A 25,718-nucleotide genomic window follows, 5' to 3' on the forward strand; every position below is an offset into this window, starting at 1 on the left:
GGTCAGACCACCGTCAGCGGGCGGACGGCGTTGGCCTGGTCGATCAGGAGGTGCCGCTGGGCCCGGTCGGTGGCCAGCCGGGCGAGCGCCCGGTAGGTCTCCTCCAGCTTGCGGCGCAGCCCCGTCTCCGTGAGCGGCGTGCCCAGCACCGCGCCGGTGCCGTCCCCGGACGCCCGCACCCGGTTGAGGGCCGCCTCCAGCACCTCCAGGGCGAGCAGCCCGTGGCGTCCGGGATCGAGGTTCAGCGCGGCCAGCCGGGCGCCCGCACCGGTCAGGTCGGCCTCGGTGATCTCGGCGGGGCCCCGGCCGCGTACGGCCGTGGCCACGGCGGAGATCTGCGCGGCGATGTGGTGACTGGAGATCCTGGGGACCGAGTCGAGCGCCTGGAGCGCGCCGGCACGGTCGCCGAGCGCGAGCCGCGCCCGGGCCAGTCCGTAGCACGCGGTGACGTACCCGTGGTCGGTGCGCCACACGGTCTCGTGCAGGACCGCCGCGCCCGCCGCGTCGCCGAGCAGCTCACGGCAGTACGCCAGGCCGAGCTTGGGCGCCGCCTCACCCGGCATCAGCGAGTAGAACTCGTCGAACAGGCCCGCCGCCTCCGTGACGTTCCCGGCGGCCAGGACGGCGACCGCGCGGTACCAGCCCACCCGCCAGTCGTCCGGTGGCAGCGCGTCGAGTACCGCGTGCGCTCCCGCCGTGTCGCCCAGCTCGATGCGCACCCGGGCGAGCGTCAGGTCGACCTCCGGCGTACGCGTGGGCGCGCTCGCCAGCGCGTCGGCGAGCCGCTCCGGCTCCAGTGCGGTCAGGCCGGCGAGGAAACCGGCGGCGGCGTCGGAGGAGTCCACGAGCGGCGCCGGCAGCGTCGCCGCGGCGTCCGCTGGGCGGAGCGGCTCGAACACGTCGCCCGCCGTGAACCGCTCCATCCCGAACGTCGTCGACGCGGCCGGGCGCGCCTTGCCGTCCTCGGCGGACAGCACCTCGCGCAGCACCCCGGTGAGCTGGTCCGCCATGTCGGAGGCGTCCTGGAACCGGAACGCCGGGTCGCGGTCGGTGGCGCGGCGCAGCAGCCGGTCGTACGACTCGTGCCTGGCGAGCACCGGCACCTCCTCGCGCGGCGGCAGGCTCGCCTCCCACTTACCGGTGTAGCCCTTGAACGGGAAGCTCAGCACGGCGAGCGTCCGGCCCACGGTGTAGAGGTCGGAGCCGATCGAGGGACCCTCGTCGGCGATCTCGGGCGCCTGGTAGCCGACCGTGCCGTAGATCGCGCCGTCGACGTCGTCGATGCGGCGGACCCCGCCGAGGTCGATGAGCTTGAGCTGCTCCTCGGACTGGATCGCGTTGTCCGGCTTGAAATCGCAGTACAGGACGCCGAGGCCGTGCAGGTAGTCGAAGGCGCGCAGCACCTCGATGCCGTACGCGATCACCTGAGGGAGCGGCAGCGACGCGTCCGGCCCCGCGGCCTCGCGGCGGTCCTTGAGGATGTCCTTCAACGGCCGGCCGCCGACGTACTCCATGACGATGTACCCGGAGCCGTCGTGCTGCACGAAGTTGTAGATCTTGACGATGTTGGGGTGCTCGACCTCTGCGAGGAAGGCGCGCTCGGCCGTCGCCGCGGCCAGCGCGTCGGCGTCACCGGTGTCGAGCAGGCCCTTGAGCACCACCCACCGGTGGCTCACGTTCTCGTCGCGGGCCAGGTAGATCCAGCCGAGGCCGCCGTGCGCGAGGCAGCCGAGCACCTCGTACTGGCCGCCGACCAGGTCGCCCGCCTTCAGCTTCGGCGTGAACGAGAACGCGGTGCCGTCTTTCGGGCAGAACCCCTCCGTACGGCCGGGCCGGTCGCCCCGGGACCGCCCCACCGGCTCGCCGCAGTTGCTGCAGTAGCGCTTGTTCTCCGCGACGACGGGGTTGGCCATGATCGCCGACGCGGGGTCCCGGTACGGTACGCGCGGCACCTCGACCAGGCCCGCCCCGAGCATGCCGCGCCGCCGCGACGACGACCGCGACGACCCGGTGCGTACGCTGCGGCTCGACGTGCTCCCGGTGACGCCCGTCCCACGGCTGGCCCCGGTGACGGGCGCGGACCGGGCCGAGGCCCGGCTCGCCGCGGAGCCCGTGGCCGGGCCCGCCGAAGAGCCGCCGGCCGCCGGCGCCAGCCCGCACACGTCGCAGTAGCCGTCCACGATCGTGCCGCCGCACCCGGAGCGCGCACAGCGGTCATCGGGCGCGGGGGAGGGGGCCGGAACGGCGGCGGACGCCGGTGACGACGCCGCGCCGGATGCCGAGGCCGCGGACGCCGCCGTCGCCGCAGGGGCCGCGGCGGCCATGCCGCAGACGTCGCAGTAGCCGCCTTGGATGGTGCCGGTGCAGCCGGGCTGAACGCACCGGTCGTTCCCCGGAACGGCCGCGGTGGGTGCCATACCGCATACGACGCAGTATCCGTCCTCCACGGTTCCGGAACAGCCGGGCTGAGTGCAGTTCAATTTCGATCTCCGATCGCACGCTGGTACTCCGCCAGCGCGGCGGTGGCGCGCCGCAGGTCGCAGGGGGAGGTCCAGAGCAGGTCGTGGGCCCGCTGGTAGAGGTCTGTCAGCCCGGGGTCCTCCGAGCCTCCGAGCCGCCCGGCCTTCGCCCGGTACGCGTCGAGCCGGCCGCGCAGCTCGTCCCGCCGCTCGAGGAGCCCGGCGATGGTCCGCACGGTCGTCCGCGCCTGCTCGAGGGCGTTCGCCGCCGTCTCCTCGAGCTGAGTCACGCGTTCGGCGAGGTCGGTCCACCGGCCCTGTACGGCGCCGAGCGCGGCCAGCCGGTCGGCCAGCGCCGCCGACGACTCCGGCAGGTCCGGCAGCATGGGCGACGCGATCTTCGCGAGCACCTGCTCGCGCACTCGCAGCGCCTCGTCCTCGGCGGTGCGGATCAGCCCGATGGTCTCCTCGACGCGCCGCAGCCGCACGTCGTACTCGGCCCGGACCCGGACCGCCTCCTCCAGCCGCGACCGCAGCACGCCCAGCGCGGCGTCGACGCCGTCGAAGGCGGCCGGGCGCATCGACAGCGGGTCCGTCCGGACGGTCTCACGCAGCCCGTCGAGGTCGCCCTTGAGCCGGTCGTACTCCGGATCCGGCCCCAGGGAGTCGAGCAGTCCCTCGACCGCACGCGCCGCCTCGGCGACCCGGTCCAGCCGGGTGAGCAGCGCCGACCAGGCCGTGTCCACGTCGGCGATCGACCGGGCAGCCTCCTCGTACAGCGCGGTCATCCGGGTCACCACGGCGTCGAGGGAGAGGCGCTCGGTGGACGGGCCGAGCAGCGTCCGCTTCTCGAGGGGGATCTGCGTGGCCAGCTCGATGGACGGTCCGCGCAGCAGGCGGTCCAGCTCGGCCAGCTCCGCGTCGTCGGGCTTCTTCCGCCGTGCCCGGATCTCCTCGGCCTGCCCGAGCACCCGCCCGTACGCCTCGAACAACCGCCACAGCGACGCCATCCGGTCGCTCAGCTCGTTCCACCGGTCGGCGGTGAGCCCGGTCAGCGGCGCGCCCTTGAGGAGCTTGTACCCCTGCTGCGCCTCGAGTTCGAGCAGCCCGGACGTGATGCGATCCCGCTCATCGCGCAGGCGACCGAGGACACGGTCCACCTCGTCCCGGTTCAACGGCCCCCCGCCCTACTTCTCGCCGCACCGCTCATCCCCAAAAAGAGCGCATGCGAGCAAGTTTGTTCTGTTATCGCCCTTTGTCGGCTGACTAGTTTTCACGAAAGGCCGCACCCTCACAAGCGGTGATGCCGCACTGATACCTTGGCGCCGCCCCGGGGCGGAGGGCCGTCTACCCGTGGGCGGCCAGATAGGAGCGCCAGCCGCCGTACCCGGTGATGTCGACCGCGTCCGGCAGCCCCTCGGGAGCGCAGAGGAACCCGGTGACCTCGCTGCCGTCGGCGAGCTCGACCCGCCCGAGGCCGAGCGGCCGGGGAACGTCCGCGAGCAGGGTGCCGAGACCCTCGGCGGGGAGCTCCCACACCTCCACCTCGATCTCCGCGCCGCCGCCGCCGACGCGGACGAGGCCGGGCTTGGGCGGGCTGGTCGCCAGCGCGTACAGCCGGTAGGCGGCCGCCGTGACGGTGGTCGCGACCAGCCGCGCGCCCCGAGACGTCAGCTCCGGGTTGAGGGGCTGGCCGCTCAGGTGCGCTCCCACCACGGCCAGCCGGGCGGCGGGCCGCGCGGCGAGCAGGGCGGCGATCGCGGCGAGGTGGTCGTCGCTGCCGCCGCGTCCCAGCAGCATGACGCCGAACGGGAGGCCGGCGACGGTCCCGGAGGGGATGGCGACCCCCGCCATGCCGAACAGGTTCGTGGCGTTGGTGAACCGGCCGAGGCGGCTGTTCGCGCCGACGGGATCGGCCGTGACCTGCGCGATCGTGGGATGCCCGGGAGCCGTGGGCAGCAGCAGCGCGTCCGCGTCGCCGAGTTCGGCGAAGGCGTGATCGCGCAGCGACGCCAGCCGTTCCCGGTCGGCGAAGAGCCGGTGGGCCGGGACGTCGCGGGCGGCGCCGATGATGGCGGCGACCGTCGGGTCGAGATCGGGCGCCTCCTTCTCCAGCAGCGCGGTGACGACGTCGCCGACGGCGGTGTACCGCTCGGCGACGAACGCCCCCTGGTAGAGCAGCGCGGCCGCGTCGAGGAAGGGCGCGGGGTCGATGGGCTGCAGCCGAGCGCCTGCGGCCGCGAGGCGGCCGGCGGCGGCCTCGAACGCCTCGGCCCAGCCCGGATCGAGCTCGCCGAGATTCAGGGTCGCCGGAACGGCGACCCGCCACAGGCCGGGCCGCCGGGGCGGCGCGGCGACCGGGCCACCGGCCAGGAAGGACAGCGCGAATTGGGCCTCGTCCAGAGTGCGGGCGAACACTGTGACGCAGTCCAGGCTCCGGCAGGCCGGGACCACCCCTTCGGCGGGCACCAGGCCATAGGTCGGTTTCACCCCGACGACGCCGTTGAAGGCGGCCGGGACCCGCCCGGAACCGGCGGTGTCGGTGCCGAGCGCGAGATCGGCGATGCCGAGGGCGACCGCGACCGCCGAGCCGGAGCTGGACCCGCCCGACACCCGTTCCGGGTCGACGGCGTTGCGGACCACGCCATACGGGCTGCGGGTGCCGACCAGGCCGGTGGCGAACTGGTCGAGGTTGGTGGTGCCGAGGACGATCGCGCCGGCCGCTCGGAGCCGGGCCACCGCGGGCGCGTCCCGATCCGGCAGGTAGGCGTACGAGGGGCAGCCCGCCGTGGTCGGCAGACCGGCCACGTCGATGTTGTTCTTCACCGCGACCACGGCCCCGGCCAGCGGAAGCCGCGGGTCGACCGCCCGGGCCTCCGCCTCCGCCTCCTCGCGGGGCCGCAGGGTGATCCAGATCTCGGGCCGGTCCACCTCCGCGATCCGGTCGTACGCCCGCCTGACCCGCTCCAGCGCGGTCTCACTCACCGTCCGCTCCTCTCAGCATGACGAGCGCCGAACCGGCCTCGACCTGATCGCCCGGCGCGACCAGTACCCGGTCCACCACTCCCGCGGCCGGGGCCAGGACGGTGGACTCCATCTTCATCGCCTCGAGGACGACGAGCCGCTGTCCCTCGGCGACCCGGTCCCCGGGCGCGACGGTCAGCTGCCAGACGCTCGCCGTGAACTCCGCCACGACGACGCTCCCTCCGGGCGGCGGCTCGATGTCCTCGACCGGATCGGCCACGTCGGCCTGGTCACCGCGGGTGAACTCGCCCGCGGCCTCCCACGCGGCGCGCTCGGCGGCGAACGCCCCGGCCTGCCGGGCGCGGAACCGCTCGATCGAGCCGGCGTTCGCCGCCAGGAACCGGTCGTACTCGGCGAGGGAGAACTCGCCCTCCTCGATCTTCAGGTCCAGCCGTCCCACGGCCATGTCGGCGCGCAGCTCCCGGAGCTCATCGGCCGACACCGGGTACCACCGGATGCGGTCGAAGAACCGCAGCAGCCACGGTGCGCCCTCCTCGTAGGGCCCGCGCTGGTGCCAGGGCGACCAGACCTGGGTGGTGCGCCCCACCAGCTGGTAGCCGCCGGGTCCCTCCATCCCGTAGACGCACAGGTACGCCCCGCCGATGCCGACGGAGTTCTCCGCGGTCCAGGTCCGGGCGGGGTTGTACTTGGTCGTGACCAGGCGGTGCCGGGGGTCGAGCGGCGTGGCGACCGGCGCGCCCAGGTAGACGTCGCCCAGGCCGAGGACGAGGTACTCCGCGTCGAACACGATCCGATGGACGTCGTCGACGTCATCGAGCCCGTTGACGCGGCGGATGAACTCGATGTTCCACGGACACCAGGGGGCGTCGTCGCGCACCCCGGCCGTGTACCGGGCGATCGCCTCGCCGGTGGCGGGGTCGTCCCAGGACAGCGGAAGGTGGACGGTCCGGCTCGGCACGACCAGCTCGTCGGTCGCGGGCAGGCTCTCCTCGGCCTCGTGGAGGCTCGTCAGCAGCACGTCCTGGGGGAGCACGGCCGGATCGAGGTGGACCTGGAGCGAGCGGATTCCGGGGGTGAGGTCGACGACCCCGGGCAGGTCGCGGGCCGCGACGGCCTCGGCGAGCGCGTGCACGCGCATCCGCAGTGCCAGGTCCAGCTCCATCGGCCCGTACTCGATGAGCAGGTTGTCGTCGCCGCTGCGCCGGTAGGTGACCTCCGGCCGCCCGGCGGTCCCCGGCGACCGGGCCAGCACGCCGCCGTCGCCGGGTGTTCCCACCGGAGACGAGGCCGGGACGAACCGTACGGTGTCGCCGGGCCTGAGCTGACCGAGCTTCCAGCGTTCGCCGGTGACGACCGTCGCGGGGCAGACGAACCCGCCCAGGGACGGGCCGTCGGGACCCAGAATGACCGGCATGTCGCCGGTGAAGTCCACCGCGCCGACGGCGTACGGGGTGTCGTGGATGTTGGACGGGTGCAGTCCGGCCTCGCCGCCGTCCGGGCGGGCCCACCGCGGTTTCGGCCCGACCAGGCGTACGCCGGTGCGCGCCGAGTTGTGGTGGACCTTCCAGCGTGCGGCGTAGAACTCCCGGATGTCGTCGGCGGTGAAGAACTCCGCGTCCGCGTGCGGCCCCTCGACGACCCCGAGCGCCCACTCGCCGGCGAAGACGGGGCGTTCGGCGGCCGGGACCGGCGCGCCGGGTCGCTCGAGGCCGCCGTGCAGGACGTCTCCGGTCCGCAGCGCGCGTCCGCCGTGGCCACCGAACCCGCCGAGGGTGAAGGTGGCGGCGCTGCCGAGGAACGGCGGAACGTCGACACCGCCGGCGACCAGCAGGTAGGTCCGCATCCCGGCCGAGGGAGCGCCGATGTCCAGGACCGCCCCGGCGGGGACGGTGACCGGCTCCCACCGCGGGACCGTGACGCCGTCCACGGTGACCGCGGCCGGCGCGCCGGTGACGCACACCGTGGTGGCGTGGGAGAACCGGAGGGCCGGCCCTTTCAGCGTGCACTCCAGTCCGGGCGTGCCCGGCGCGTTGCCGACGACGACGTTGCCCAGCCGGAACGACCGGTCGTCCATCGGCCCGGACGGCGGTACGCCCACCTGCCAGTAGCCGGTCCGGCCGGGCCAGTCCTGCACGGTGGTCAGCAGGCCCCCGCGGACCACCTCGATCCGCCGGGAGCCGTCGCGGATCTCCGCCAGCGTCGCGGTGTCGTGGACGGCGGCCGCGACCCTGTCGTCCCGGACGGCCGCGCGCAGCAGGCCGAGATTGGTCTCGACGCCGTCCAGCCGAGTGGCGTCCAGCGCCGCGCGCAGCTTCGCCAGGGCCCGCGCGCGGTCGGCGCCGTGGGCGATCACCTTGGCGAGCATCGGGTCGTAGGAGGTGGTGACCTCGGTGCCGTTCTCGACCCAGGTGTCGACACGGACGTCGTCGGCGAACTCCACCCGGGTCAGCAGGCCGGCGCTCGGCCGGTGGTCCTTGCCGGGGTCCTCGGCGTAGACGCGGACCTCGACGGCGTGACCGCGCGGGCGCGGGGCCCCGGCCCGTACGAGCGACCGGTCGCCCTGGGCGAGCCGCAGCATCCACTCGACCAGGTCGATCCCGTAGATCGCCTCCGTCACCGGGTGTTCGACCTGCAGCCGCGTGTTGACCTCCAGGAAGTAGGGCCGCTCCCGGACCGGGTCGTAGATGAACTCCACGGTGCCCGCCGACCGGTAGCCGACGGAGGCGCACAGCGTCGCGGCGCTGCCGGCCAGCAGGTCGCGCACGCGCGGCGGCAACCCGGGCGCGGGAGCCTCCTCCAGGACCTTCTGGTGGCGGCGTTGCAGGGAGCAGTCCCGGTCGCCGAACGTCAGCACCCGGCCGAGGCCGTCCCCGAACACCTGGACCTCGACGTGGCGGGCGCCGTCCACCAGGCGTTCGAGGAAGACGCCGTCGGTGCCGAACCCGGCCGCGGCGACCCTACGGACGCTCTCCCAGGCCTCGGTGAGCTCGGCCTCGCTCCGGCAGGCCCGCATGCCGATGCCGCCGCCACCGCCGGTCGCCTTCAGCATCACCGGGTAGCCGATCTCGCGGGCGGCGGTGACGGCGGCGTCCAGGTCGGGCAGCAGCCCGGTGCCGGGCAGGAGCGGTACGGACGCCGCCTCGGCCGTCGCCCGCGCGGTGTGCTTGGCGCCGAACAGCTCGATCTGGTGGGGGGACGGCCCGACGAACGCGAGTCCGGCGTCCTCCACCATGCGGGCGAAGGCGGCGTCCTCGGACAGGAACCCGTACCCGGGATGAACGGCGTCGGCGCCGCTGTCGATGGCCGCTCGCAGCACCTTGGCGGCGTCGAGGTAGCTGTCCCGGGCGGGGGCGGCGCCGAGCCGCACCGCGTGGTCGGCGAGGGCGACGTGGGCGGAGCCGCGGTCGGCGTCGGAGTAGACGGCGACGGTGGCCAAGCCCAGCCGCCGCGCCGTGCGGATGATCCGGACGGCGATCTCGCCCCGGTTGGCGACGAGCAGGGTGTCGATCACTGGATCGCCATCCTCACCGGCGTCGGGTCGAACCCGTTGCAGGGGTTGTTGATCTGCGGGCAGTTGGAGACCAGCACGAGGACGTCGGTCTCGGCGCGCAACGTCACCGTGAGGCCGGGCGCGGAGATCCCGTCGACGATCCCCAGCGTCCCGTCCGCCTCGACCGGGACGTTCATGAACCAGTTGATGTTGCTCACCAGGTCCCGCTTGCCGAGGCCGTGACGTGCGCCCTCGGCGAGGAAGTTGTCCACGCAGGCGTGCTGGGACCAGGTGTGGTGGCCGTACCGCAGGGTGTTGGACTCCTTGGAACAGGCGCCGCCGACCGTGTCGTGCCGGCCGCAGGTGTCCTCGGTCACCGTCATCAGCGGGGTGTGCTCGTTGGACATCAGGACGCTCCCCGTGGTGAGGAAGACGCAGCCCTGGGCGTGGACGGTGTCCTGAGCGCTGTAGCGGATCGCCGTGTCGTGGGCGTCGTAGATCAGGCAGTCGACGGCCTGATTGCCGCCCAGGTCGGTGATGGTGAGCGTCCGGCCCGCCGGGACCGTCCCCGACCAGGGGGCGCGGGCGGGGACGACGTCGTCGCGGATGGTCACTGGATCCCCCGGGCGGTGAGGTGGTCAGCGGTGTTGGCGAAGGCGCGCCGGCCCTCGGGCGTGGCGTTCCACAACGGGTCGTCCGGTGACGTCGGCGGGCCGGGCCGGGCGGTCACCTCCAGCGGCGTGCAGACGTACTCGGGACGCGGGTCGATGGGGTGGGCGGCGTTGGCGAGGAGGACGGTGACCGGCATCTCGGCGCGGAGCGTCACGGCGGCCTCGGCCCCGCCCGACCCGGTGAACTCCAGCCGCCCGGTCTCCGGGTCGACCCGGACGCCCTGGAAGAAGGACAGGGACGGGGGGAGGTCGCGGGGTTCCAAGCCGTGCTTGGCGGCCGCCAGCTTGAACAGCTCACGCCCGGCGGGCGAACCGCCCTGCGGCGAGCCGTCGCCGTACCGCTCGGTGTTGCGCCGCAGTGTGGAGACGCCGCACATCGTGTCCACCGGCGCGGTCGAGGAGACGATGGAGGCCAGGACACGGCCCTGGTCGGACAGCAGCAGGTGCCCCTCGCCCGGATAGGCGTTCCACAGCACCTTGACGGTGTCGGCGACGTTCAGCCGCTCCCAGGGACGGTCGGTGACGTAGAGGAGCAGGTGCGCGCAGGCGTCTCCGGCGACGTCGACGAGCCGCAGCTCGGTGCCGCGCGCCAGTGCCTTGTGGGTGTAGTTCCCGCCCGCGACCGTCTCGGCCCAGGTCAGGCCGGAAGGAGGCGGGACCTGGGGCATCGTGTCGGTCTTCGTGCCCTCCTGGGCCCGGGCGTGGGCACGCGCGCCGTACGTCGTCGCTGTCGCCATCGTGTCTCCCGACGTCGAATATCTGTCGTGCGATAGAAATTAGGTGCGCGGTGTTTCTCGGATACGGCCGCCGCGTTTCCGTCCTGTTACCGCCGAGCGCGTGCCACGGGTCGCCGGTCGCCCGGCGGGCGCCGGTCGGTGGCCTCCGGGCGACCGTGCGAGGATTCAGCCGTGAGTGCGCCCCGAAGAGTCGGCCGGCCCCGGGCCGTCGCCACACCCCCGTCCGGACTCACTCCCCGCGAGGAGGTGCTCGCGGCGGCGGCGGAGCTGTTCACCGGGCAGGGGTACGCCGCGACGACGACGCGCGAGGTCGCCGAGCGCGCCGGGATCCGGCAGGCGTCGATCTACCACTACTTCAAGGGCAAGGAGGAGATCCTCGCCGACCTCCTGGAGAGCACGGTCCGTCCGTCGCTGGAGGCCGCCCGCGCCCTCATGGACGCGCCCGCCCCCGCCGAGGCCCGGCTGTGGGCGCTGTGCGTGCGCGACGTTCGCCTGCTGTGCTCGGGGCCCCACAACCTGGGCGTGCTCTACCTGCTCCCGGAGGCGGAGCGGTTCGCGCGCTTCCAGGAGCTGCGCGACGCGCTCAAAGAGGCGTACGCCGGCCTGCTGGCGCGCACCGCCGTCGCGAGCACGCTCACCGAGGACGAGCTGGCTCTGCGCGCCAGGCTGGTCTTCTCCCTGGTGGAGGGCGTCATCCTGATCCGCAGGGACGCCTCCGCCCTCCCGGTCGAACAGGTGGCGGAGGCGACCGCGGACGCCGCGCTACGCGTCGGCGGCGTCCCCGACGACGACCTTCCCCGTCTGCGGGAGCTCGGCCGCCCGCTGCTCTGACCGTCCGGTCCACCATCGGTACGCCGCGCCGAGGGCCACCGCGACGATCAGGAACAGCGCGGTGAACCACTGGAAATACCACCGGCCACTGGCCGGCGCGTACACCGCCTTCCGAGGCCAGGCCAGATTGACGGCCATCCCGACGCCGTAGAGGACGGCCAGGACGTTCACCGGCAACCCCCACCGGCCGAGCGAGAACAGCGGCCTCCCGCGCTCGTCCTCTCCGGCGGGAGCGCCGCCGCGCCAGGCGCCGCGCAGCCGCTGCGCCAGCAGCGGACCCGTGACCATCGCGTACGCGACGTAGAGCAGCACGATGCAGGTCGTGCCGATGGCCAGGAAGGCGTCCGGGGACGCGAAGTTGATCGCCACGATGACCGCCGAAAGCACACCGGTGACCAGCGCGGGGCCGGTCGGCATGCCGGTCCGGGGAGAGATCCGCGCGAGCAGCCGCGAACCGGGCACCACGCCGTCGCGCGCCATCGAGAACAGCATCCGGGTTGCGGCCGTCTGGATGGCCAGGGTCGCGACCGAGATGGCCACCACCACGTCGGCGAGAAGCAACTTGCCGACCCAGTCGCCCAGCCGGCTCGTCAGCACGTACGACAGTCCATCGGTGGCCAGCTTGCCGTCCGTCAGGCTCGGTGCGGCGAGCAGTCCCGCGAGGATGATCAGGCCGCCCAGGACTCCGGCCGCCCCCAGCGCGGTGAGGATGGTGCGGGGCGCGACGGCCCGCGGGCTGCGCGTCTCCTCGCTCATCTCCCCGGCGCTGTCGAAGCCGATCAGCACGTACGCCGCGGCGAAGGCGGCGACCAGCAGCGCGCCGAACGCGCTGCCCGGCACCCCGGTGTGGAAGGTGACGGTCGGCGCGTGCTCGGCGTGCGTGAGCAGCAGCACGACGATCAGGGTCGCCCCGACGATCTCGGCGGTCACGCCGATGACGTTGATCCGGGCGAGGATCTTGATGTCGAGCAGGTTCACGATCGTCGTGCCCGTGAGGAGGATGACGCCGAGGACGGCGGCGTTCCCGGCGCCGTCGGCCGAGACCGGCGACGGGTCATGGCCGACGAGCTGGAACCCCGACCAGATGGCCGGCAGCACCACCTGCAGCGCCAGCGCCGCCGCGGCGACGACCACGATCTGTCCAAGGATCATGATCCAGCCCGCGAACCAGCCGAAGGTGGCGTGACCCAGCCGGCTGGACCACTGATAGATCGCCCCGGAGATCGGGTATCGCGCCGCCAGCTCCGCGAAGCAGAGGGCCACGAGGAACTGCCCGGCCAGGACGACGGGCCAGGTCCAGAAGAACGCGGCCCCGCCGAAGGCGTATCCCAGGCCGAAGAACTGGAAGACGGTGGTCAGCACCGAGATGAAGGAGAAGCCCGCGGCGAACGAGGCGTACCTCCCCATGCTCCGGTGCAGCTGCTGCCGATAACCGAACGCCTGGAGCGTGCCTTCGTCGCCCGGAGGAGGATCGGAGACGGTGGAGGGATCCATGAGTGCCATGCGGGCTCCCGGGGAGTAATTCCTGTCGGTTGACAGATAGATACGGATCGCCCGTTTCCCGCGTGTGTCATGGCTGTGCCCGCGCCGTAAAAAGGTCCTACCGCCGATCGCGCCCGCACCCCGCCGGGAGCCGAGGTCACGAGGTCGCCGGCGTGCGGCTCAGGCGGGCTTGTGGCGCTGGTAGTGGCGCGCGACGCGGGCCCGGTTGCCGCAGCGGGCCGCCGAGCACCACCGGCGGCGCGGATGGGCGGGCAGGAACAGCATCACGCAGTCCTCGGCCTCGCACTCGCGCACCTTGGTGACCTCGGGGTCGGCGACGAGCTCCGCGGCGGCCTCGGCCAGCCAGGCCGCCAGGCGCACCCCGGCGGTACCGCTGCGGCGGCGGGCGGCGATGATCGACGAACCGTCCCAGGCCAACTCGCGGATGGCGGGCGCGGCGCGCTGCGCGTCGTTCAGCGCGTCCAGCGCGGACGCGGGAGGCCGCTCGCCGCGCCGGGCATGGTCGACCGCGACGCCGGCGGCGTCCCGTACGGCGTGCACGGCCGCCACGTCGGCGGCGATCAGGCCCGCGGCCTCGTGCGCGGGCGGATCGGGAAGCCGGTCGGCCTCCAGCTCCAGCCACGCACGCAGGTCGGCGGGGGAGCCGAGCAGGTCCGCGTCGTAGGGTCGCGTGTTGACCAGGTCGAGCGCCAGCGGCTCACCGGTCAGGGGGACGAGATCACTCACGGTTCTAACGGTATATCATTGCAATGATGCGTTAGAGAGGGGTTGTCGTCAAGGCCTGCGACGTCATGCCCACGGCGCGCAAGAAACGGGTCAGTGCGTGCGGTCGCGTTCGAGGAGCAACGCCAGGGTCGGACAGTCCGCCACCGCGCGGCGTGCCAGCGGCAGCAGCCGGTCGGGCAAGGTCCCGATGATCGGGTAGCCCCACTCGTCCAGGTCGATCGTCTCCGGGAGAAGCTCCGCGCACAGGCCGTGCCCCGTGCAGGCGATCGGGTCGACCCTCAGCCGCCACGACACGTTCACCACTCCTCGGGGATCGGCAGGACCGACGGCCACTGGGCGAGCAGGCAACCCTCCGCACGCGTGTGGACTCGCAGGTGCCGTCCGAAGACGCGTAGGGCGCTGGCCGCGAACCGCACGGCGCCGTCCGGGTGACGGCAGGCGCCACGGCCCGCGATGACCGAGAGTCGCCGGTCGAGCCGGCGGTACAGTTCCGTGCTGACCCGGCACGACGCGAGCTTGGCGAAGTCCGCGGCGATCGCCGGCAGCCCGTGGAGGCAGGGGCCGCACTGTCCGGCCGTCTCGGCGGCAAGCCAGGCCAGGACTCGTGCCGACTCGGCCACCCCGCACGCCTGCTCGGGAAGCGCGACCAGGATGCCCGGTCCCAACGCGAGGCCGACGGCCTTGAACGCCGACGGTGTCGTCGGGACGTTCAGCAGTTTCGGCGCCAGCCAGGTGCCGCCGTACCCGCCGGCCAGAACGGCCTGCAGCGGCTCGGACGGGCCGCCGGCCAGCCGCAGGACCTCGCCGACCGGCGTGCCGAGCGGTGCCTCGACCACGCCGGGGCGTGTGACCGCGCCCGACACCGTGAACAGAGCCGTGCCCGGCGCCTCCTGGCTGCCGCACGAGCGGAACCAGTCGGGACCGTACCGTGCGATCAGCGCGATGTGGGCGAACGTCTCGGCGTTGCTGACGAGCGTCGGCCGGCCGCCGACGCCGCGCTCGAAGGGGCGGGGCGGCGCGACGGACGGCCGGGCGTCGCCCGCGTTGATCCAGCGGACCAGAGAGGTCTCCTCGCCGGCGACGTAGCGGGGTGGTACGGCGGTCACCCGTATCGGCACCGGCGCCAGCCGCGCCTGCTCGCGTTCGGAGGCCGCCTGCCGGACCCTGCCCTCCAGGGTGACGGCGCCGCTCCTCCGCTCGGCGTGCACGCATACCACGATCTCGCGTGCGCCGACGGCGCCGGCGGCGAGCGCGGCCCCGTCCAGCACAAGGTGCGGCGCGACCGTCAGCAGCGCGTGGTCCTTGCCACTGGCCGGCTCGCCTTCGGCGGCGTTGACGACCACTACGGCGGACCGTCGTCCGGCCGCCACCGAGCGAAGTTTGCGGCCGGTCGGAAACCCGCCACCGCCCCGGCCGGTCAGCCCGGACTCCTCGACGGCCTGGATCAACGCGGCGCCCGCCGCGGTCAGAGGCGGCGTGCCGTACTGTGCCAGGTGGTCGTCCAGCCCCGCCCGTCGGCCCAACGCGTGATATCCGGCGAGCAGGCGTACGGCGTGCGGGGCCGCCGTTCCGGCGGTCACCGCCCGCCCTCTCTCTCGCCGCCGCCACCGGCCGATGGCGTGGCCCGAGTCGGCCGTGGGCCGGCGTATCGCCGGTCGTCCCCGTGGTGCTCGCGTTCCCGAGCAGCGAGGCGGGCGTGCCGGAGCGCCGGGCCCAGCCGCCGGCCAGCGGTCCGGACACGGTCCAGGCGCCGACGACCAGGGCCGTCACGAGCGTCAGCAGCCCGGTCCCGGCCCGCAGCCCCGCATTGCCCGGCCCCGCGGCGGCCAGCCGCCAGGCCACAGCGGCGAGTGTGACGGCGGCGCAGATCCCGGCGAGCATGAGGAACAGCGAGGACCGGACGTCCGAACCGGTACCGAGCGCGTGCACGATGGCCGCGAGCCAGCAGGCGTACGCCGCCCAGTGCAGCACCTTCCAGCTCCGGTAGCCCATTCTGGTCCGCAGCAGGCTGGTCGCCGTGAGGACGACCATCACGTCGAACGCGACGGTGCCCAGGCCCAGCCAGATCGGCCGGTACGCCGAGCCGAACGGCACGACGACGTCGGTCAGGGAGATCGGCGCGTAGGAGTCGGCGACCGTGGTCGCGATATGCACGGCGAGGAAGCCCAGGCCGGCCAAGGTGAGGTTGCGGTGCAGCCCGGCGAGAACGAAACGGGGCGCTCGCCGACCGCCGACGCGAAGAGCCGACAGCACGCCGAGCGTCAGCACGACCGTGAGGAACAGCAGCGTGACCTCTCCGGTCGCGCGTGTGGCGTACCACAGGAGGTTCATCCTGCCCGCCCTCCCGGCGACCGCCCCTCCACGGACGGGCCGGCCACCCCTCCGACCGCCACGGCGGTCTCATCGGGCCAGCCGCCCAAGGCGAACGGACGCCCGTCGAGACGAACCAGGCGGGCCGGCAGCCGCAGATCGGTCAGCCAGGGGATCGCGACCCAGCCCTTGACCAGGGCCGCGGTCGCGGCGGCGTTGGCATCGACGCAGGTGGCCGCCGCGACGCTGGCCGTACGCCAGCAGGAGGCGGCGGGAACGCCGGTCGCCGGGTCGATGATGTGGTGCAGCCGCTGCTCTCCGCGCCGCCAGCACCGTACGGTCACCGAGGAGGTGGCCAGGCCACCAGTGGTGATCACGACGTCCTGGCCGGAGGTGACCGACCCGTCGTCGCGGTGGTCGTCGGTCACGTGAATCCGCCAGCCGCCGTCAGGCGGCGGCCCGCTGACCGCGATGTCGCCGCCCAGCGAGACGAGCACCCCGCAGCCGGTGTCCGCGAACGCCCGCGCGGCGGCCCGGTCGGCGGCCAGCGCCTTCGCCGTCGCGCCCAGGTCCAGCCGCACGCCGCGGGGCAGCCGCACGAGCTGCCCGTCGAGCCGCACCGTGCGCCAGCCGGCGACCCGTCGCCGCACCAGGCGCGGAGCCGGACCGTCACGGCCGACCTCCGCGATGTCCCGGTCATACCCGGCGGCCACCAGCGCGGCCCCGACGGTGGGGTCCACCACGCCATCGGTCGCCTCGGCCACCTCCAGCGCCCGCTTCAGCGTTCGGGCGAACAAGGCGGACACCTGGACCGGCCGGCTGGCCGCGGCGTTGAGCCGCGACAGCTCCGAGTCGGCGCGGAACCGGTCGCACGCCGCCCCCATCGCCGTGAGCTCGGCGTCGAGGGCGGCCCGCGCCGCGTCGAGTCGCTTCGGGTCGGTGACGAGGAGCCGCGCCGTCGTTCCCCAGATCGGGAAGCTGACCGCGCCCGTCATCACGAGCCACCCGAGGTCGCGTGCGTCGGATGCCGGGCCGGGGCGCTCGGCGGAGCGGCCGGCGCCGTCGTGGGCGGAGTGAGATGGTGACGGTGGGTCCGGTGCGGCCGCGCGGAGGGGGAGGAGCCGGTCGAGTCGGACGGCGAGAAGCTCACGGTCGGCGGCGTGGCCGGCTCCTCCGAGGACGTTGGAGCCGCCGGGCCGACGTGCGGCCGGTCGGCGGCCTGCCCCGGCAGCAGGTTCGCCAGACCGGCCGCCAGCAGGCCGGACAGGACGACGCCGACGCCGACCGCCCGGCGGGTCCAGGCCGTCACCTGGTTCAGGCCGGCGTCGCGCCGGCGTCGACGTGAACGTTCGGGATGCTGCATCGTTCGTTCCCCCTCGACATGCGCTCACGTTCGAGTGTCGTCGGCGGAGTGTTGGAAAGCCGTTCCCGAAGTGTGAAGAAGTCGTTCAACCTCTAGCGGTGCCCGCGGGCGGCCTGCCCGGAGGATGAGGTGTCGACGCCGTGCCAGGCGGCCGCCGCGCCGCTGTGGCCGATGCGCGCCACCTGGACGCCGCTGGCCACCGCACCGACGACCGCGACGATGGCGGCGGCGACGGTCAGGTACCGGCCCCACTGCACGTCCCGCCTGGCCCCGTACCAGCGCACGAAGACCAGGACGGCCAGGCCCAGCCAGAGCAGGGCCGCGAAGGGCAGCAGGCCGTCGGCCATCTCGGTGTGCCGTTCGACGAGCGGCGTCCGCTTGACGTGGGATTCCAGCAGTTCGCCGGTGTGCGTGGCGAGCGGGACCGCGAGAAGGGCCACCGTCGCCACCCCGAGTGCCAGAGAGGCGTACCGCTCGCGGGCGGCGGGCCAGACGGCGACCACGATCGCACCGAGGGCGGCCAGCGGGATGAGGACCACCACCGCGTGGATGATGAGGGGGTGAGCGGGGAGTCCCATGATGGTGGAGGGCATGATGGTCTTTCTGGGAGGTTGACTGCGAGTCGGTTCGCTCTACTCTCGCGGGTCATGGCTGAACAGGGATTAAGGGAAATGTTCAGAAGTCGTTCAGATCGGGCCCACGACCGTACCGTGAGAGCGTGACCGACCTACCGGTGCGGATCCTGATAGTCGAGGACGACCCGGGGATCTCCGCCTCCCTCCAGCGCGGCCTGACCCGCGCCGGATACGACGCGAGCGCCGTGAGCACGGCCGCGGACGCCTTGGCCGCCGAGCCGTACGACGTGGTCCTCCTCGACCTGGGCCTGCCCGACGCCGACGGCACCGAGCTGTGCGGCACGCTCCGGCAGCGGTCCGACAGCGCCATCCTGGTGATCACCGCGCGCGGGGAGGAGCCCGACCGCGTCGCCGCACTGGACGCGGGCGCCGACGACTACATCGTCAAGCCGTTCGGGTTCGCCGAGCTGATGGCGCGGATCCGGGCGGTGCTGCGCCGCAGCAGATTGACCGAGACGTACCTGCTACGGCACGGCCCGCTGAGCATCGACACCCGGACCCGGCGGGTGACGTCCGGGGACACCGAGGTCTCCCTCACCCCGACCGAGTTCGACATTCTCGAGTGTCTCGCCACCGACCCGGGAAGGGTGGTGAGCCGCCAGGAGATCCTCGAGCGCGTGTGGAACACCCACTGGTACGGCCCCACCCGCGTCCTGGACGTCCACATCGCGGCGCTGCGCCGGAAGTTGGGCGACCCGTCGGCGATCCAGACCGTCTACGCCCGGGGTTTCCGGCTCGGGGACCTCGGGTGACCAGCCGGATCCTCGCGGCGTTCCTCGTCCTGACCGGCGGCCTGATCATCGGTGCGCTGCTGCCGCTGGGGTTCGCGATGACCGACCAGCATCGCCGCGACTACCAGACCAGCACGCTCGAGCTCGCCCGCGCGCTCGCGAGCACGGCCGAGGAGGGTCTGGAGGATCGCGACAGCGAGACCAGCCTGCCTCGCCGGCTGGCGACGGTACGCCGCGAGGTCGAGGGCGGCGACCACGCCGTCGTCACCGTGGTCGACCGGAAGAACCGCGTCCTCGTCGGACGCGACAGCGGCCTGTACACGCCCGCCCGCGCCGCCATCGGCCTGCGCGGGCAGACCCGCGTCTCCGATCTCGGCGACCGCCTCCTGGCGATCGTGCCGGTCGGGGTGCAGGACGAGCGGGTGAAGGGCGCCGTGCTGCTGGCCCGGCCGCTCAGCCCGCTGCGGGAGCGGGTCGATTGGCTGTGGATGCGGCTCGGCGTCATCGCGTTCGTGGCCGTGGTCACCGCCGTCGTCCTCGCCATGTATCTGGCCAGGTGGGTCGGCCGCCCACTGCGTCGGCTGGGTGCCGCCGCCGAGGCCCTCGGCGCCGGCGAACTGGCGGCGCGCGCCGATCCGCCGCGTCGCCCACAGGAGGTGCGCGGCCTCGCCGAGCGGTTCAACGTGATGGCCGCCCGCCTCGAGAACCTGATCTACGACAGCCGCGCCGTGCTCGCCGACGTCTCCCACCAGCTCCGTACGCCGCTGGCCGCGCTGCGGTTGCGCATGGAACTGTTCGCCGAGGAGGCCGAGTCCGGCGGGCGCGAGGCGGACGCGGCCGAGTTCGAGGCCGCGCTGGAGGAGCTGGGCCGCCTGGCCCGCATGGTCGACGGGCTCCTCGCCGTGGCCCGGGCGGAGAACACCACGGCGCCCCCGCAGGCGACCCCGGTCGTCGGCCTGCTACAGGAACGCGTGGACGCCTGGAAACCGGTCGCGGCCGAACGAGGCGTCGAACTGTCGCTGAAGCCCGGCGAACCCCTGACCGCGATGCTGGGCCCCGGTCACCTGGAACAGGCGATCGACAACCTGGTCGACAACGCGCTCACCGCGACGCCCAGTGGGGGTCACGTACGGATCGGCACAGGCCGCACCGGTCATCGGGTCCGCGTCACCGTCGCCGACGACGGCCCCGGCATGTCGTCCGAGGCGATGACCGAGGCGTTCCGCAGGTTCCGCACCGGCCGTGCGGGCGGCACCGGCCTGGGCCTTCCCATCGTGCACCGGCTGATCACCGCCGACGGCGGAGAGGTGACGCTGTCCGAAACGTCCGGCGGCGGGCTCACCGTCACTCTGGACCTCCCAGCGACGAGGTGACCCGGCGGCTGCGGCCGGGACGGGCGGTCGACGCCCCGCGTGACAGGACCGCATTCCACTCACCGGAAACCGCGGCCGATCTCCTCGTGGCTCTTCCCCGCATGGGACATCGTTTACGCGAGTCGCCGTAAGCGAAAAGGGGTTTTACCAGGTGCCCCGTTGGCGATCGCTTCGCCGGGTAGGCGTTTTGGTGAGGCCGCGGTGTCCATTGTCATCCGATGCGGAGGTCTGCTCATGATTCCCTTCCTGAGAGGAGCGCTGACGACCGGCGCGTTCACCATCGCTTTCAGCACCCCGGTAAGCGCGGCGCTCATCGCCCCGGCCCTGGCGGCGGGGCCTTCCGCCGCGCCTTCAGCGCAGGTCCCGAATCCGCGGACCCGTACCGACCTGGACCAGTCCATGAAGGGTGAGGCGTTCGCCAACGCCTCCTACCGGCTGTACGCCGACCAGGCTCGGCGAGAAGGACTGCCATCGGTGGCTCGCTTGTTCGACCGCACCGCCAACGTGGAACTGAACGAGCACTTCAAGGAGGAGGCCGCACTCAGCGGCCTGGTGGGCAGCGACAGCGGCAATCTGCGTGCCGCCGAGGCAGGTGAGACCTATGAGTCCCAAACGATGTATCCCGGGTTCGCCCAGCAGGCCAAAACCGACGGGGACGGCAACGCGGCGACCACCTTCTCCGAAATCGCCGACGACGAAGCCGTCCATGGCAAAGCGTTCGGCACCGCGCTGCGCGTGACCGAGTCCAGGCAGGGCAGCGTCCCGGCACCGCCGAAGGTCGATCCGGTGCAGGTCCCCGCCGGACCGGCGATGGTGCACGCCGAGCGCACAAAAGCCAACCTCGACACCGCCATGCATGGCGAGGCCCTCGCCCACGCCAAGTACCGGCTGTACGCCGAGCACGCCAAGAACCCGGCCGTGGCACGGCTGTTCCGCGGCAACGCCGACGTCGAACGGCGCGAGCACTTCGCCGACCAGGCCAAACTCGCCGGGCTCGTCGGAACGACACGCACCAACCTGTCCAAGGCCATCAGCGGCGAGCAGTACGAATCCCGGACCATGTATCCGACCTTCGCCAAGCGCGCCGAGGCGGCGGGCGACAGCGAGCCGGCGACCCGCTTCTCCCACAACGCCGAAGACGAGGCCGGTCACGCCCATGCCTTCCAGCAGGCCCTGAACCGGCTGCCGTAGTCACGCACCGGACCTCGGCGAGTCGATCACCGGCACGCCGGCTTGGGGCATGTCGCAGTCGGGGATGTCACACTTCGGGGGCGGGGACGCTCTTAGGTGGTGATCTGATTGCTCATGGCAGAAGGAACCCACCATGTCCCACAGCCCGCCCGACCCGGTGCCGGAGACGGCCACGCGCGTCTTCGTCGACCACCGGGAGCTGCTGTTCTCCATCGTCTACACGATGCTGGGCAGCGTCGCGGACACCGAGGACGTGCTCCAGGAGACCTGGCTCGCCTGGGACGCCCGTAGCCGCGCGTCTGGCGGAGAGCCGATCGGGAACCCGCGCGCCTACCTCGTACGGGTCGTCGTCAACCGGGCCCTGGCCCGGCGGGAGAGCATCAGCCGCCGCCGGGAGGAGTACGTCGGGCCGTGGCTGCCCGAGCCGCTCGCCACCCCGCCGAGCCCGGACGACGTCGCCGACGGCGCCGTGCGCGGGGAGTCGGTGTCGATGGCGCTGCTCGTGGTGCTGGAGACGCTCTCTCCGCTGGAACGCGCGGTGTTCGTGCTGCACGAGGTGTTCGGCTACTCCCACCCTGAGGTCGCCGGCATCCTGGGCCGCAGCGCCTCGGCGGTCCGGCAGGTGGCGCACCGGGCCCGCGAGCACGTGCACGCGCGCCGTCCCCGGTACGAGGCCGACCCGCTCGTACGGCGGCAGGTGACCGAGCGGTTCGTCGCGGCCGTGGTCGGCGGCGACATCGAGGCACTCATCCGGGTCCTGGCGCCCGACGTGACCCTGTTGGCCGACGGCGGGGGCAAGGCGCGCGCGGCGGGCCCGCGGCCGATCCAGGGCCGCGACAAGATCGCCCGCCTGCTCATCGGCGACGCCGCCCGGCGGCCCATCCCCGACCTCGCGGTCCGCTACGAGCACATCAACGGCGAACCGTCGGCCCTGCTGCTGTCCGGCGACTCGCCCTTCGCGGTCGTCGTCCTCGACCTGACCGCCGACGGCACCCAGGTCCACGGCATCTACACCGTGACCAACCCCGACAAGCTCTCCCACCTCGGCTGAACAGCGGCCCTTGGAGTATTCAGTGTTCACCGCCTACGTTGTCGTCGCCGTAATCGCCATCGCCGCGAACGGTTTCTCGGGCGTCGCCGCCGTCGCTCATTTCAAGCCGATCCTTCCTCCCATGGACAGGGCCGGGGTACCGGTGTCCTGGCTGACGTTCCCGATCGGCACGTTGAAGATCGCGGGTGCCGCGGGCCTGCTGCTCGGCCTCGCCGGTGTGCCGCTGATCGGAGCGGCCGCCGCCATCGGTCTGGTCCTGTTCTTCGTCTGCGCCCTCTACACCCACGTTCGGGCGAGCGACTATTCGCTCCAGTTCGGCCTGGCCAGCGGCTTCCTGGCCCTGGCGGTCGCCGCCTTGGCCCTCGGCCTGGCGAGCGCTCGATAGTTCGTAACTAATACGATATGGTTCGCATGTTTTATGGATTCCACTCGAGAAAGGGATGCGGATGCGCCTACGCGCAGCGGTTGTCGGTGCGGGGATCGCCATCGGTGCGGTTTGCGGGATGAGCGTGCCGGCCCAGGCGGCCGCGCCGCGGACGGGTTCGGCCGCGCAGGCCAAGTGGACCTACGTCGAGTTCTGGGATCGCCAGGGGGACTGCATCGACGCGGGTCAGCAATACGAGCGTGAGGGCTGGAGGTACAAATGCGTGAACGAATGGAACGACCGCGTTGACTGGCCCGGCTGGGACCTTTACATCCTCGAGTAGCCGCGGCCCGCTCACCGCCCCCGGCGCGGCCGGGTCGTCACGCGCCGGGGCGGCGGTAGACGAAGTCGGCCGTCGCGGGCTTCTCGGTGAGTTCCTGGATCAGGTGGTGGTCGGGGGACAGGTGGCAGGCCGGGTCCGTACGGGCCGCGTCTCCGGTCAGCGCGAACGCCTGGCAGCGGCAGCCGCCGAAGTCGACCTCGCGCTGCGGGCAGGTGCGGCACGGCTCGCGCATCCAGGCGGTGCCCCGGTAGGCGTTGAAGGCGGGGGAGTGCTCCCAGATCCAGGCGAGGGAGTGGTCGCGGGCGTTCGGCGGGGACAGGTCCGGCAGTGCGTACGCGACCGGGCAGGGCAGCACGCGACCGTCGGGGGCGATGGTGATCGAGCGGTTCCCCCAGCCGCCCATGCACGGCTTGGCGATGCCCTCGTAGTAGTCCGGCACCACCCAGATCAGCTCGATCGAGGACCGCTCGCGCCAGCGCCGTACGGTCTCCTCGGCGGTGGCGAGCAGCTCCCGGCCCGGCAGGAGCGCCGTCTGGTTGCGCAGCGCCCACCCGTAGAACTGGGTGTTGGCCAGCTCGATCCGTTCGGCGCCCCACGCGATGCCCAGCCGGATGATGGCGTCGAGGTTGGCGAGGTTGTGCCGGTGCAGGACGACGTTGAGGCCGAGCGGCAGGCCGGCGGCCCGTACGACCTCGGCGGCGCGTTCCTTGTCGGCGAACGACCGCCGGCCCGCGATGTGGTCGGAGCCGGCGGCGGTCGCGTCCTGGACGGAGAGCTGGACGCTGTGCAGTCCGGCGTCGGTGAGCTCGCCGAGCCGGGCCGCGTCGAGGCCGACGCCGCTGGTGACGAGCTGGGTGTAGATCCCGGCGCGCTCGGCGGCGGCCGTGATCTCGGTCAGGTCGGGCCGCAGGAGCGGTTCGCCGCCGGAGATGTGGGCGTGCACGATGCCGAGGTCGCCCGCCTCCTCCATAAGGCGGACCCAGGTGGCCGTGTCCAGCTCGGTGGAGCGCCGGACCAGCTCGACCGGGTTGGAACAGTACGGGCAGTGCAGCGGGCACGCGTGGGTGACCTCGGCCAGTAGCGCCCACGGCGGATCGACGACAGCGTTGCCGGCCTCTCGGGGGCTCATCGCACCCACCCCTCGTCGCGTACCCGGCCCAGGAACTCGCCGACGTCGTCGGCGAGCGGCGCGCCGGGGAAGTCCGCCGTCAGTTCCTCGACGATCTGTGCCGTCGTACGGCTGCCGTCGCACAGCCGCAGGATGCGGCCCGCCTCCGGGTTCAGGACGACGACCCGTTCGGGCATCACCAGCAGCTCCTTGTCGCGCACCCGGTCGTGGCGCAGCCTGATCGACGCGGCCAGCGTGGGCCGCCACTCGGTGTTCAACCGCGCTCCACGGCGTCGAGGAGGCTCCACAGCACGTCGCACTTGAAGGACAGGGCGGCGACCGCGCGCTCCTGGTCGGCGCGGGTCCGGGCCCGGTCGAGGACGAGGGCGATGGCCTCCTGGCTGTCGTTACGGCCCTGGGAGATCCGGCCGCGGAAGTACCGCAGCCCGTCCGCGTCGACCCAGGGATAGTGGCGTTCGAACGCCTCGATGCGGACCCGCATGAGGTCGGGGGCGAACAGCTCGGTCAGCGACGACGCGACGGCCTCCAGCGGGGAGCGCAGGCGGCAGAAGTTGACGTAGCCGTCGACGGCGAGGCGTACGCCCGGCAGCACCTCTTCGCCCGACAGCAGCCGGGCCCGCTCCAGGCCGGCCGCCTCGCCGAGGCGCAGCCACCGCTCGATGCCGCCCTCGCCGGGCGCGGTGCCGTCGTGGTCGTGGATGCGGTGGATCCACATGCGCCGCAGCTCGGCCGTTCCCAGCTTGGCCAGGATGAGCGCGTCCTTGATCGGGATGTGCTGCTGGTAGTGGAAGCGATTGAGGATCCAGCGCCGCAGCTCGTCGGGGGTGAGCGTGCCCTCGTGCATCCGCAGGTTGAACGGATGGCGGTGGTGGTAGCGGCGCGCGACGACGTCGCGCAGGCGCTCCTCCAGCTCCGTGGTCGTCCAGGGGGGCAACTCCGTGTCGGCGATGCTCACAGCTCGATCACCGTCCTGTCGGGCGCGACCTCGATGCCCAGGGCCGCCAGCGACGCGTGCGCCGGGGCGGTCGGGTCGACGAGGGGATTGGTGTTGTTGAGGTGGGTGTACAGCTTCCGGTGGGCCCGCAGCCGCGACAGCGGGCCGGCGGTCCAGGTGATCGGCAGGTGCCCCATCTGGGTGGCGGTCCTCTCGGAGACCCCCATCCGGCGGGGCTCGTCGTCGTCCCAGAACGTGCCGTCGACGATGACGCAGTCGGCGGCCGACAGCACCTTGTCGAGGGCCGGCGTCCAGTCGGCCAGGCAGGGCGCGTAGACGGCGGTCCGGTCGCCGTCGGCGAGCACGAGGGCCACCGACCACGCCCCGTCCGCGTCGGCGTCGGCCGCGTAGCGGGGCCGTTTGGCCGAGACGCGCACGGCCTGCACCGACACGGTGCCGCCGAGCCGTACGGGCCGGTCCTCCGGGAGGTCGTGCCAGGTGAGGCGGGTGTAGGGGGCCAGGACGTCATTGAGGCGGAGCCGGTCGCAGAGCGCGCCGGTCACCGCCGGTGTCGCGATGACGTCGACCGACGCGGCCTCGCGGAGCCGGGCCAGTCCCAGGGTGTGGTCGAGTTCCGCGTCGGTGAGGATCACTCCGGCGAGGGGGGTGTCCCGCGAGCCGGGTGCCGGCGTGCCGCAGAACTCGACCTGGTCGGCGATGTCCGGCGTGGCGTTGATGACGAACCATCGGTCGCCGGCGCGGATCGCCGCCGAGGCGTGCCGGCGCCTGCGCTCCGGGTGGGAGCGGGCACCGGCACACCCCGGGCACGCGCAGTTCCACTGAGGCACGCCGCCGCCGGCGGCCGTGCCCAGGATCTGCAGGAGCAAGGGTC

25 protein-coding genes are annotated in these 25,718 nt (G+C 73.1%); 8 read left to right on the forward strand and 17 right to left on the reverse strand.

Features of this window, described 5'->3' with window-relative positions; genetic code table 11:
* Window positions 1-2 precede the first annotated feature (2 nt).
* From ACYVF7_RS21485 to ACYVF7_RS21510, 6 genes are all read right to left on the reverse strand, one after another.
* On the reverse strand, window positions 3-1,976 hold the full coding sequence (locus ACYVF7_RS21485; RefSeq protein ID WP_460358034.1) for a serine/threonine-protein kinase: 1,974 nt from the start codon (window positions 1,974-1,976) through the stop codon (window positions 3-5).
* A gap of 500 nt (window positions 1,977-2,476) precedes the next feature.
* Window positions 2,477-3,634 (reverse strand): hypothetical protein, encoded by a 1,158-nt coding sequence (locus ACYVF7_RS21490; RefSeq protein WP_460343348.1) that lies wholly within the window; start codon window positions 3,632-3,634, stop codon window positions 2,477-2,479.
* 172 nt (window positions 3,635-3,806) lie between these two features.
* Window positions 3,807-5,444 carry an allophanate hydrolase gene (atzF, locus tag ACYVF7_RS21495; protein WP_460343351.1) on the reverse strand — a complete coding sequence of 546 codons (1,638 nt, stop codon included), beginning with the start codon at window positions 5,442-5,444 and terminating at the stop codon, window positions 3,807-3,809.
* Window positions 5,437-8,955: a 5-oxoprolinase/urea amidolyase family protein gene (locus tag ACYVF7_RS21500; RefSeq protein ID WP_460343354.1), complete on the reverse strand. Its 3,519-nt coding sequence runs from the start codon at window positions 8,953-8,955 to the stop codon at window positions 5,437-5,439. The genes atzF and ACYVF7_RS21500 overlap by 8 nt, the downstream gene beginning before the upstream one ends.
* Complete coding sequence (locus ACYVF7_RS21505) at window positions 8,952-9,548, reverse strand: urea amidolyase associated protein UAAP2 (protein ID WP_460343357.1); 597 nt, start codon at window positions 9,546-9,548, stop codon at window positions 8,952-8,954. The genes ACYVF7_RS21500 and ACYVF7_RS21505 overlap by 4 nt, the downstream gene beginning before the upstream one ends.
* Complete coding sequence (locus ACYVF7_RS21510) at window positions 9,545-10,342, reverse strand: urea amidolyase associated protein UAAP1 (RefSeq protein ID WP_460343360.1); 798 nt, start codon at window positions 10,340-10,342, stop codon at window positions 9,545-9,547. Before ACYVF7_RS21510 ends, ACYVF7_RS21505 begins: the two co-directional genes overlap by 4 nt.
* A gap of 171 nt (window positions 10,343-10,513) precedes the next feature.
* Between ACYVF7_RS21510 and ACYVF7_RS21515 the strand changes: the two genes are divergently transcribed.
* Entirely contained in the window at window positions 10,514-11,173 is a 660-nt protein-coding gene (locus ACYVF7_RS21515) for a TetR/AcrR family transcriptional regulator (RefSeq protein WP_460343363.1), read from the forward strand.
* Here ACYVF7_RS21515 and ACYVF7_RS21520 read toward each other — a convergent pair.
* From ACYVF7_RS21520 to ACYVF7_RS21535, 4 genes are all read right to left on the reverse strand, one after another.
* Window positions 11,105-12,676, reverse strand: coding sequence for an amino acid permease (locus ACYVF7_RS21520; RefSeq protein WP_460343366.1), 1,572 nt, complete (start codon window positions 12,674-12,676; stop codon window positions 11,105-11,107). The two genes, ACYVF7_RS21515 and ACYVF7_RS21520, sit on opposite strands and share 69 nt — an antisense overlap.
* A 159-nt stretch (window positions 12,677-12,835) precedes the next feature.
* Window positions 12,836-13,402 carry a CGNR zinc finger domain-containing protein gene (locus ACYVF7_RS21525; protein WP_460343369.1) on the reverse strand — a complete coding sequence of 189 codons (567 nt, stop codon included), beginning with the start codon at window positions 13,400-13,402 and terminating at the stop codon, window positions 12,836-12,838.
* A 90-nt stretch (window positions 13,403-13,492) separates the two neighbouring features.
* Window positions 13,493-13,696, reverse strand: coding sequence for a ferredoxin (locus ACYVF7_RS21530; RefSeq protein ID WP_460343372.1), 204 nt, complete (start codon window positions 13,694-13,696; stop codon window positions 13,493-13,495).
* Between the two features lie 2 nt (window positions 13,697-13,698).
* Complete coding sequence (locus ACYVF7_RS21535; RefSeq protein ID WP_460343375.1) at window positions 13,699-14,982, reverse strand: NADH-ubiquinone oxidoreductase-F iron-sulfur binding region domain-containing protein; 1,284 nt, start codon at window positions 14,980-14,982, stop codon at window positions 13,699-13,701.
* An 83-nt stretch (window positions 14,983-15,065) separates the two neighbouring features.
* Here ACYVF7_RS21535 and ACYVF7_RS21540 point away from each other — a divergent pair, with 83 nt between their 5' ends.
* Window positions 15,066-15,389 carry a hypothetical protein gene (locus ACYVF7_RS21540; protein ID WP_460343378.1) on the forward strand — a complete coding sequence of 108 codons (324 nt, stop codon included), beginning with the start codon at window positions 15,066-15,068 and terminating at the stop codon, window positions 15,387-15,389.
* Window positions 15,390-15,729: 340 nt separating this feature from the next.
* On the opposite strand, the gene ACYVF7_RS21545 is transcribed toward ACYVF7_RS21540, so the two are convergent.
* The 3 genes from ACYVF7_RS21545 to ACYVF7_RS21555 all read right to left on the reverse strand — a co-directional run bounded on the left by ACYVF7_RS21545 (window position 15,730) and on the right by ACYVF7_RS21555 (window position 17,668).
* Window positions 15,730-16,707 (reverse strand): FAD:protein FMN transferase, encoded by a 978-nt coding sequence (locus ACYVF7_RS21545; RefSeq protein WP_460343381.1) that lies wholly within the window; start codon window positions 16,705-16,707, stop codon window positions 15,730-15,732.
* Entirely contained in the window at window positions 16,707-17,075 is a 369-nt protein-coding gene (locus ACYVF7_RS21550) for a hypothetical protein (protein WP_460343384.1), read from the reverse strand. The genes ACYVF7_RS21545 and ACYVF7_RS21550 overlap by 1 nt, the downstream gene beginning before the upstream one ends.
* A 92-nt stretch (window positions 17,076-17,167) precedes the next feature.
* Entirely contained in the window at window positions 17,168-17,668 is a 501-nt protein-coding gene (locus tag ACYVF7_RS21555) for a DUF2231 domain-containing protein (protein ID WP_460343387.1), read from the reverse strand.
* A 125-nt stretch (window positions 17,669-17,793) separates the two neighbouring features.
* On the opposite strand from ACYVF7_RS21555, the gene ACYVF7_RS21560 reads away from it, so the two are divergent.
* The 6 genes from ACYVF7_RS21560 (at window position 17,794) to ACYVF7_RS21585 (ending at window position 22,763) form a co-directional block, all read left to right on the forward strand.
* Window positions 17,794-18,462, forward strand: coding sequence for a response regulator transcription factor (locus ACYVF7_RS21560; protein ID WP_460343390.1), 669 nt, complete (start codon window positions 17,794-17,796; stop codon window positions 18,460-18,462).
* A complete protein-coding gene (locus tag ACYVF7_RS21565) occupies window positions 18,459-19,814 on the forward strand; it encodes a sensor histidine kinase (protein ID WP_460343394.1) in 1,356 nt (451 codons plus the stop codon). The genes ACYVF7_RS21560 and ACYVF7_RS21565 overlap by 4 nt, the downstream gene beginning before the upstream one ends.
* Window positions 19,815-20,048: 234 nt before the next feature.
* Window positions 20,049-21,005, forward strand: a complete 957-nt coding sequence (locus ACYVF7_RS21570) for a ferritin family protein (RefSeq protein WP_460343397.1) — start codon at window positions 20,049-20,051, stop codon at window positions 21,003-21,005.
* A gap of 133 nt (window positions 21,006-21,138) precedes the next feature.
* A complete protein-coding gene (gene sigJ, locus ACYVF7_RS21575) occupies window positions 21,139-22,056 on the forward strand; it encodes an RNA polymerase sigma factor SigJ (protein ID WP_460343400.1) in 918 nt (305 codons plus the stop codon).
* 22 nt (window positions 22,057-22,078) lie between these two features.
* On the forward strand, window positions 22,079-22,441 hold the full coding sequence (locus ACYVF7_RS21580) for a DoxX family protein (protein ID WP_460343403.1): 363 nt from the start codon (window positions 22,079-22,081) through the stop codon (window positions 22,439-22,441).
* A 118-nt stretch (window positions 22,442-22,559) separates the two neighbouring features.
* Window positions 22,560-22,763 (forward strand): hypothetical protein, encoded by a 204-nt coding sequence (locus ACYVF7_RS21585; protein ID WP_460343406.1) that lies wholly within the window; start codon window positions 22,560-22,562, stop codon window positions 22,761-22,763.
* Between the two features lie 37 nt (window positions 22,764-22,800).
* Here ACYVF7_RS21585 and pqqE read toward each other — a convergent pair whose 3' ends face one another.
* Genes pqqE through pqqB form a run of 4 tightly spaced genes read right to left on the reverse strand, consistent with a single transcriptional unit; the run spans window position 22,801 to window position 25,713 of the window.
* Complete coding sequence (gene pqqE / locus ACYVF7_RS21590; RefSeq protein ID WP_460343409.1) at window positions 22,801-23,892, reverse strand: pyrroloquinoline quinone biosynthesis protein PqqE; 1,092 nt, start codon at window positions 23,890-23,892, stop codon at window positions 22,801-22,803.
* On the reverse strand, window positions 23,889-24,149 hold the full coding sequence (pqqD, locus tag ACYVF7_RS21595) for a pyrroloquinoline quinone biosynthesis peptide chaperone PqqD (RefSeq protein WP_460343412.1): 261 nt from the start codon (window positions 24,147-24,149) through the stop codon (window positions 23,889-23,891). Before pqqD ends, pqqE begins: the two co-directional genes overlap by 4 nt.
* Entirely contained in the window at window positions 24,146-24,847 is a 702-nt protein-coding gene (pqqC, locus tag ACYVF7_RS21600) for a pyrroloquinoline-quinone synthase PqqC (RefSeq protein WP_460343415.1), read from the reverse strand. The genes pqqD and pqqC overlap by 4 nt, the downstream gene beginning before the upstream one ends.
* Complete coding sequence (gene pqqB / locus ACYVF7_RS21605) at window positions 24,844-25,713, reverse strand: pyrroloquinoline quinone biosynthesis protein PqqB (RefSeq protein WP_460343418.1); 870 nt, start codon at window positions 25,711-25,713, stop codon at window positions 24,844-24,846. The genes pqqC and pqqB overlap by 4 nt, the downstream gene beginning before the upstream one ends.
* Window positions 25,714-25,718 lie beyond the last annotated feature (5 nt).

It is taken from the genome of Actinoallomurus acanthiterrae, from assembly GCF_054775715.1.

What these genes read in the sequence shown, in the direction of transcription:
- ACYVF7_RS21485 (WP_460358034.1), bottom strand. Translation starts at nt 1,976, where the DNA reads ATGCTCGGGGCGGGCCTGGTCGAGGTGCCGCGCGTACCGTACCGGGAC.
- ACYVF7_RS21510 (WP_460343360.1), bottom strand. Translation starts at nt 10,342, where the DNA reads ATGGCGACAGCGACGACGTACGGCGCGCGTGCCCACGCCCGGGCCCAG.
- ACYVF7_RS21520 (WP_460343366.1), bottom strand. Translation starts at nt 12,676, where the DNA reads ATGGCACTCATGGATCCCTCCACCGTCTCCGATCCTCCTCCGGGCGAC.
- ACYVF7_RS21545 (WP_460343381.1), bottom strand. Translation starts at nt 16,707, where the DNA reads ATGACGGGCGCGGTCAGCTTCCCGATCTGGGGAACGACGGCGCGGCTC.
- ACYVF7_RS21550 (WP_460343384.1), bottom strand. Translation starts at nt 17,075, where the DNA reads ATGCAGCATCCCGAACGTTCACGTCGACGCCGGCGCGACGCCGGCCTG.
- ACYVF7_RS21555 (WP_460343387.1), bottom strand. Translation starts at nt 17,668, where the DNA reads ATGCCCTCCACCATCATGGGACTCCCCGCTCACCCCCTCATCATCCAC.
- ACYVF7_RS21570 (WP_460343397.1), top strand. Translation starts at nt 20,049, where the DNA reads ATGATTCCCTTCCTGAGAGGAGCGCTGACGACCGGCGCGTTCACCATC.
- sigJ (WP_460343400.1), top strand. Translation starts at nt 21,139, where the DNA reads ATGTCCCACAGCCCGCCCGACCCGGTGCCGGAGACGGCCACGCGCGTC.
- ACYVF7_RS21585 (WP_460343406.1), top strand. Translation starts at nt 22,560, where the DNA reads ATGAGCGTGCCGGCCCAGGCGGCCGCGCCGCGGACGGGTTCGGCCGCG.
- pqqE (WP_460343409.1), bottom strand. Translation starts at nt 23,892, where the DNA reads ATGAGCCCCCGAGAGGCCGGCAACGCTGTCGTCGATCCGCCGTGGGCG.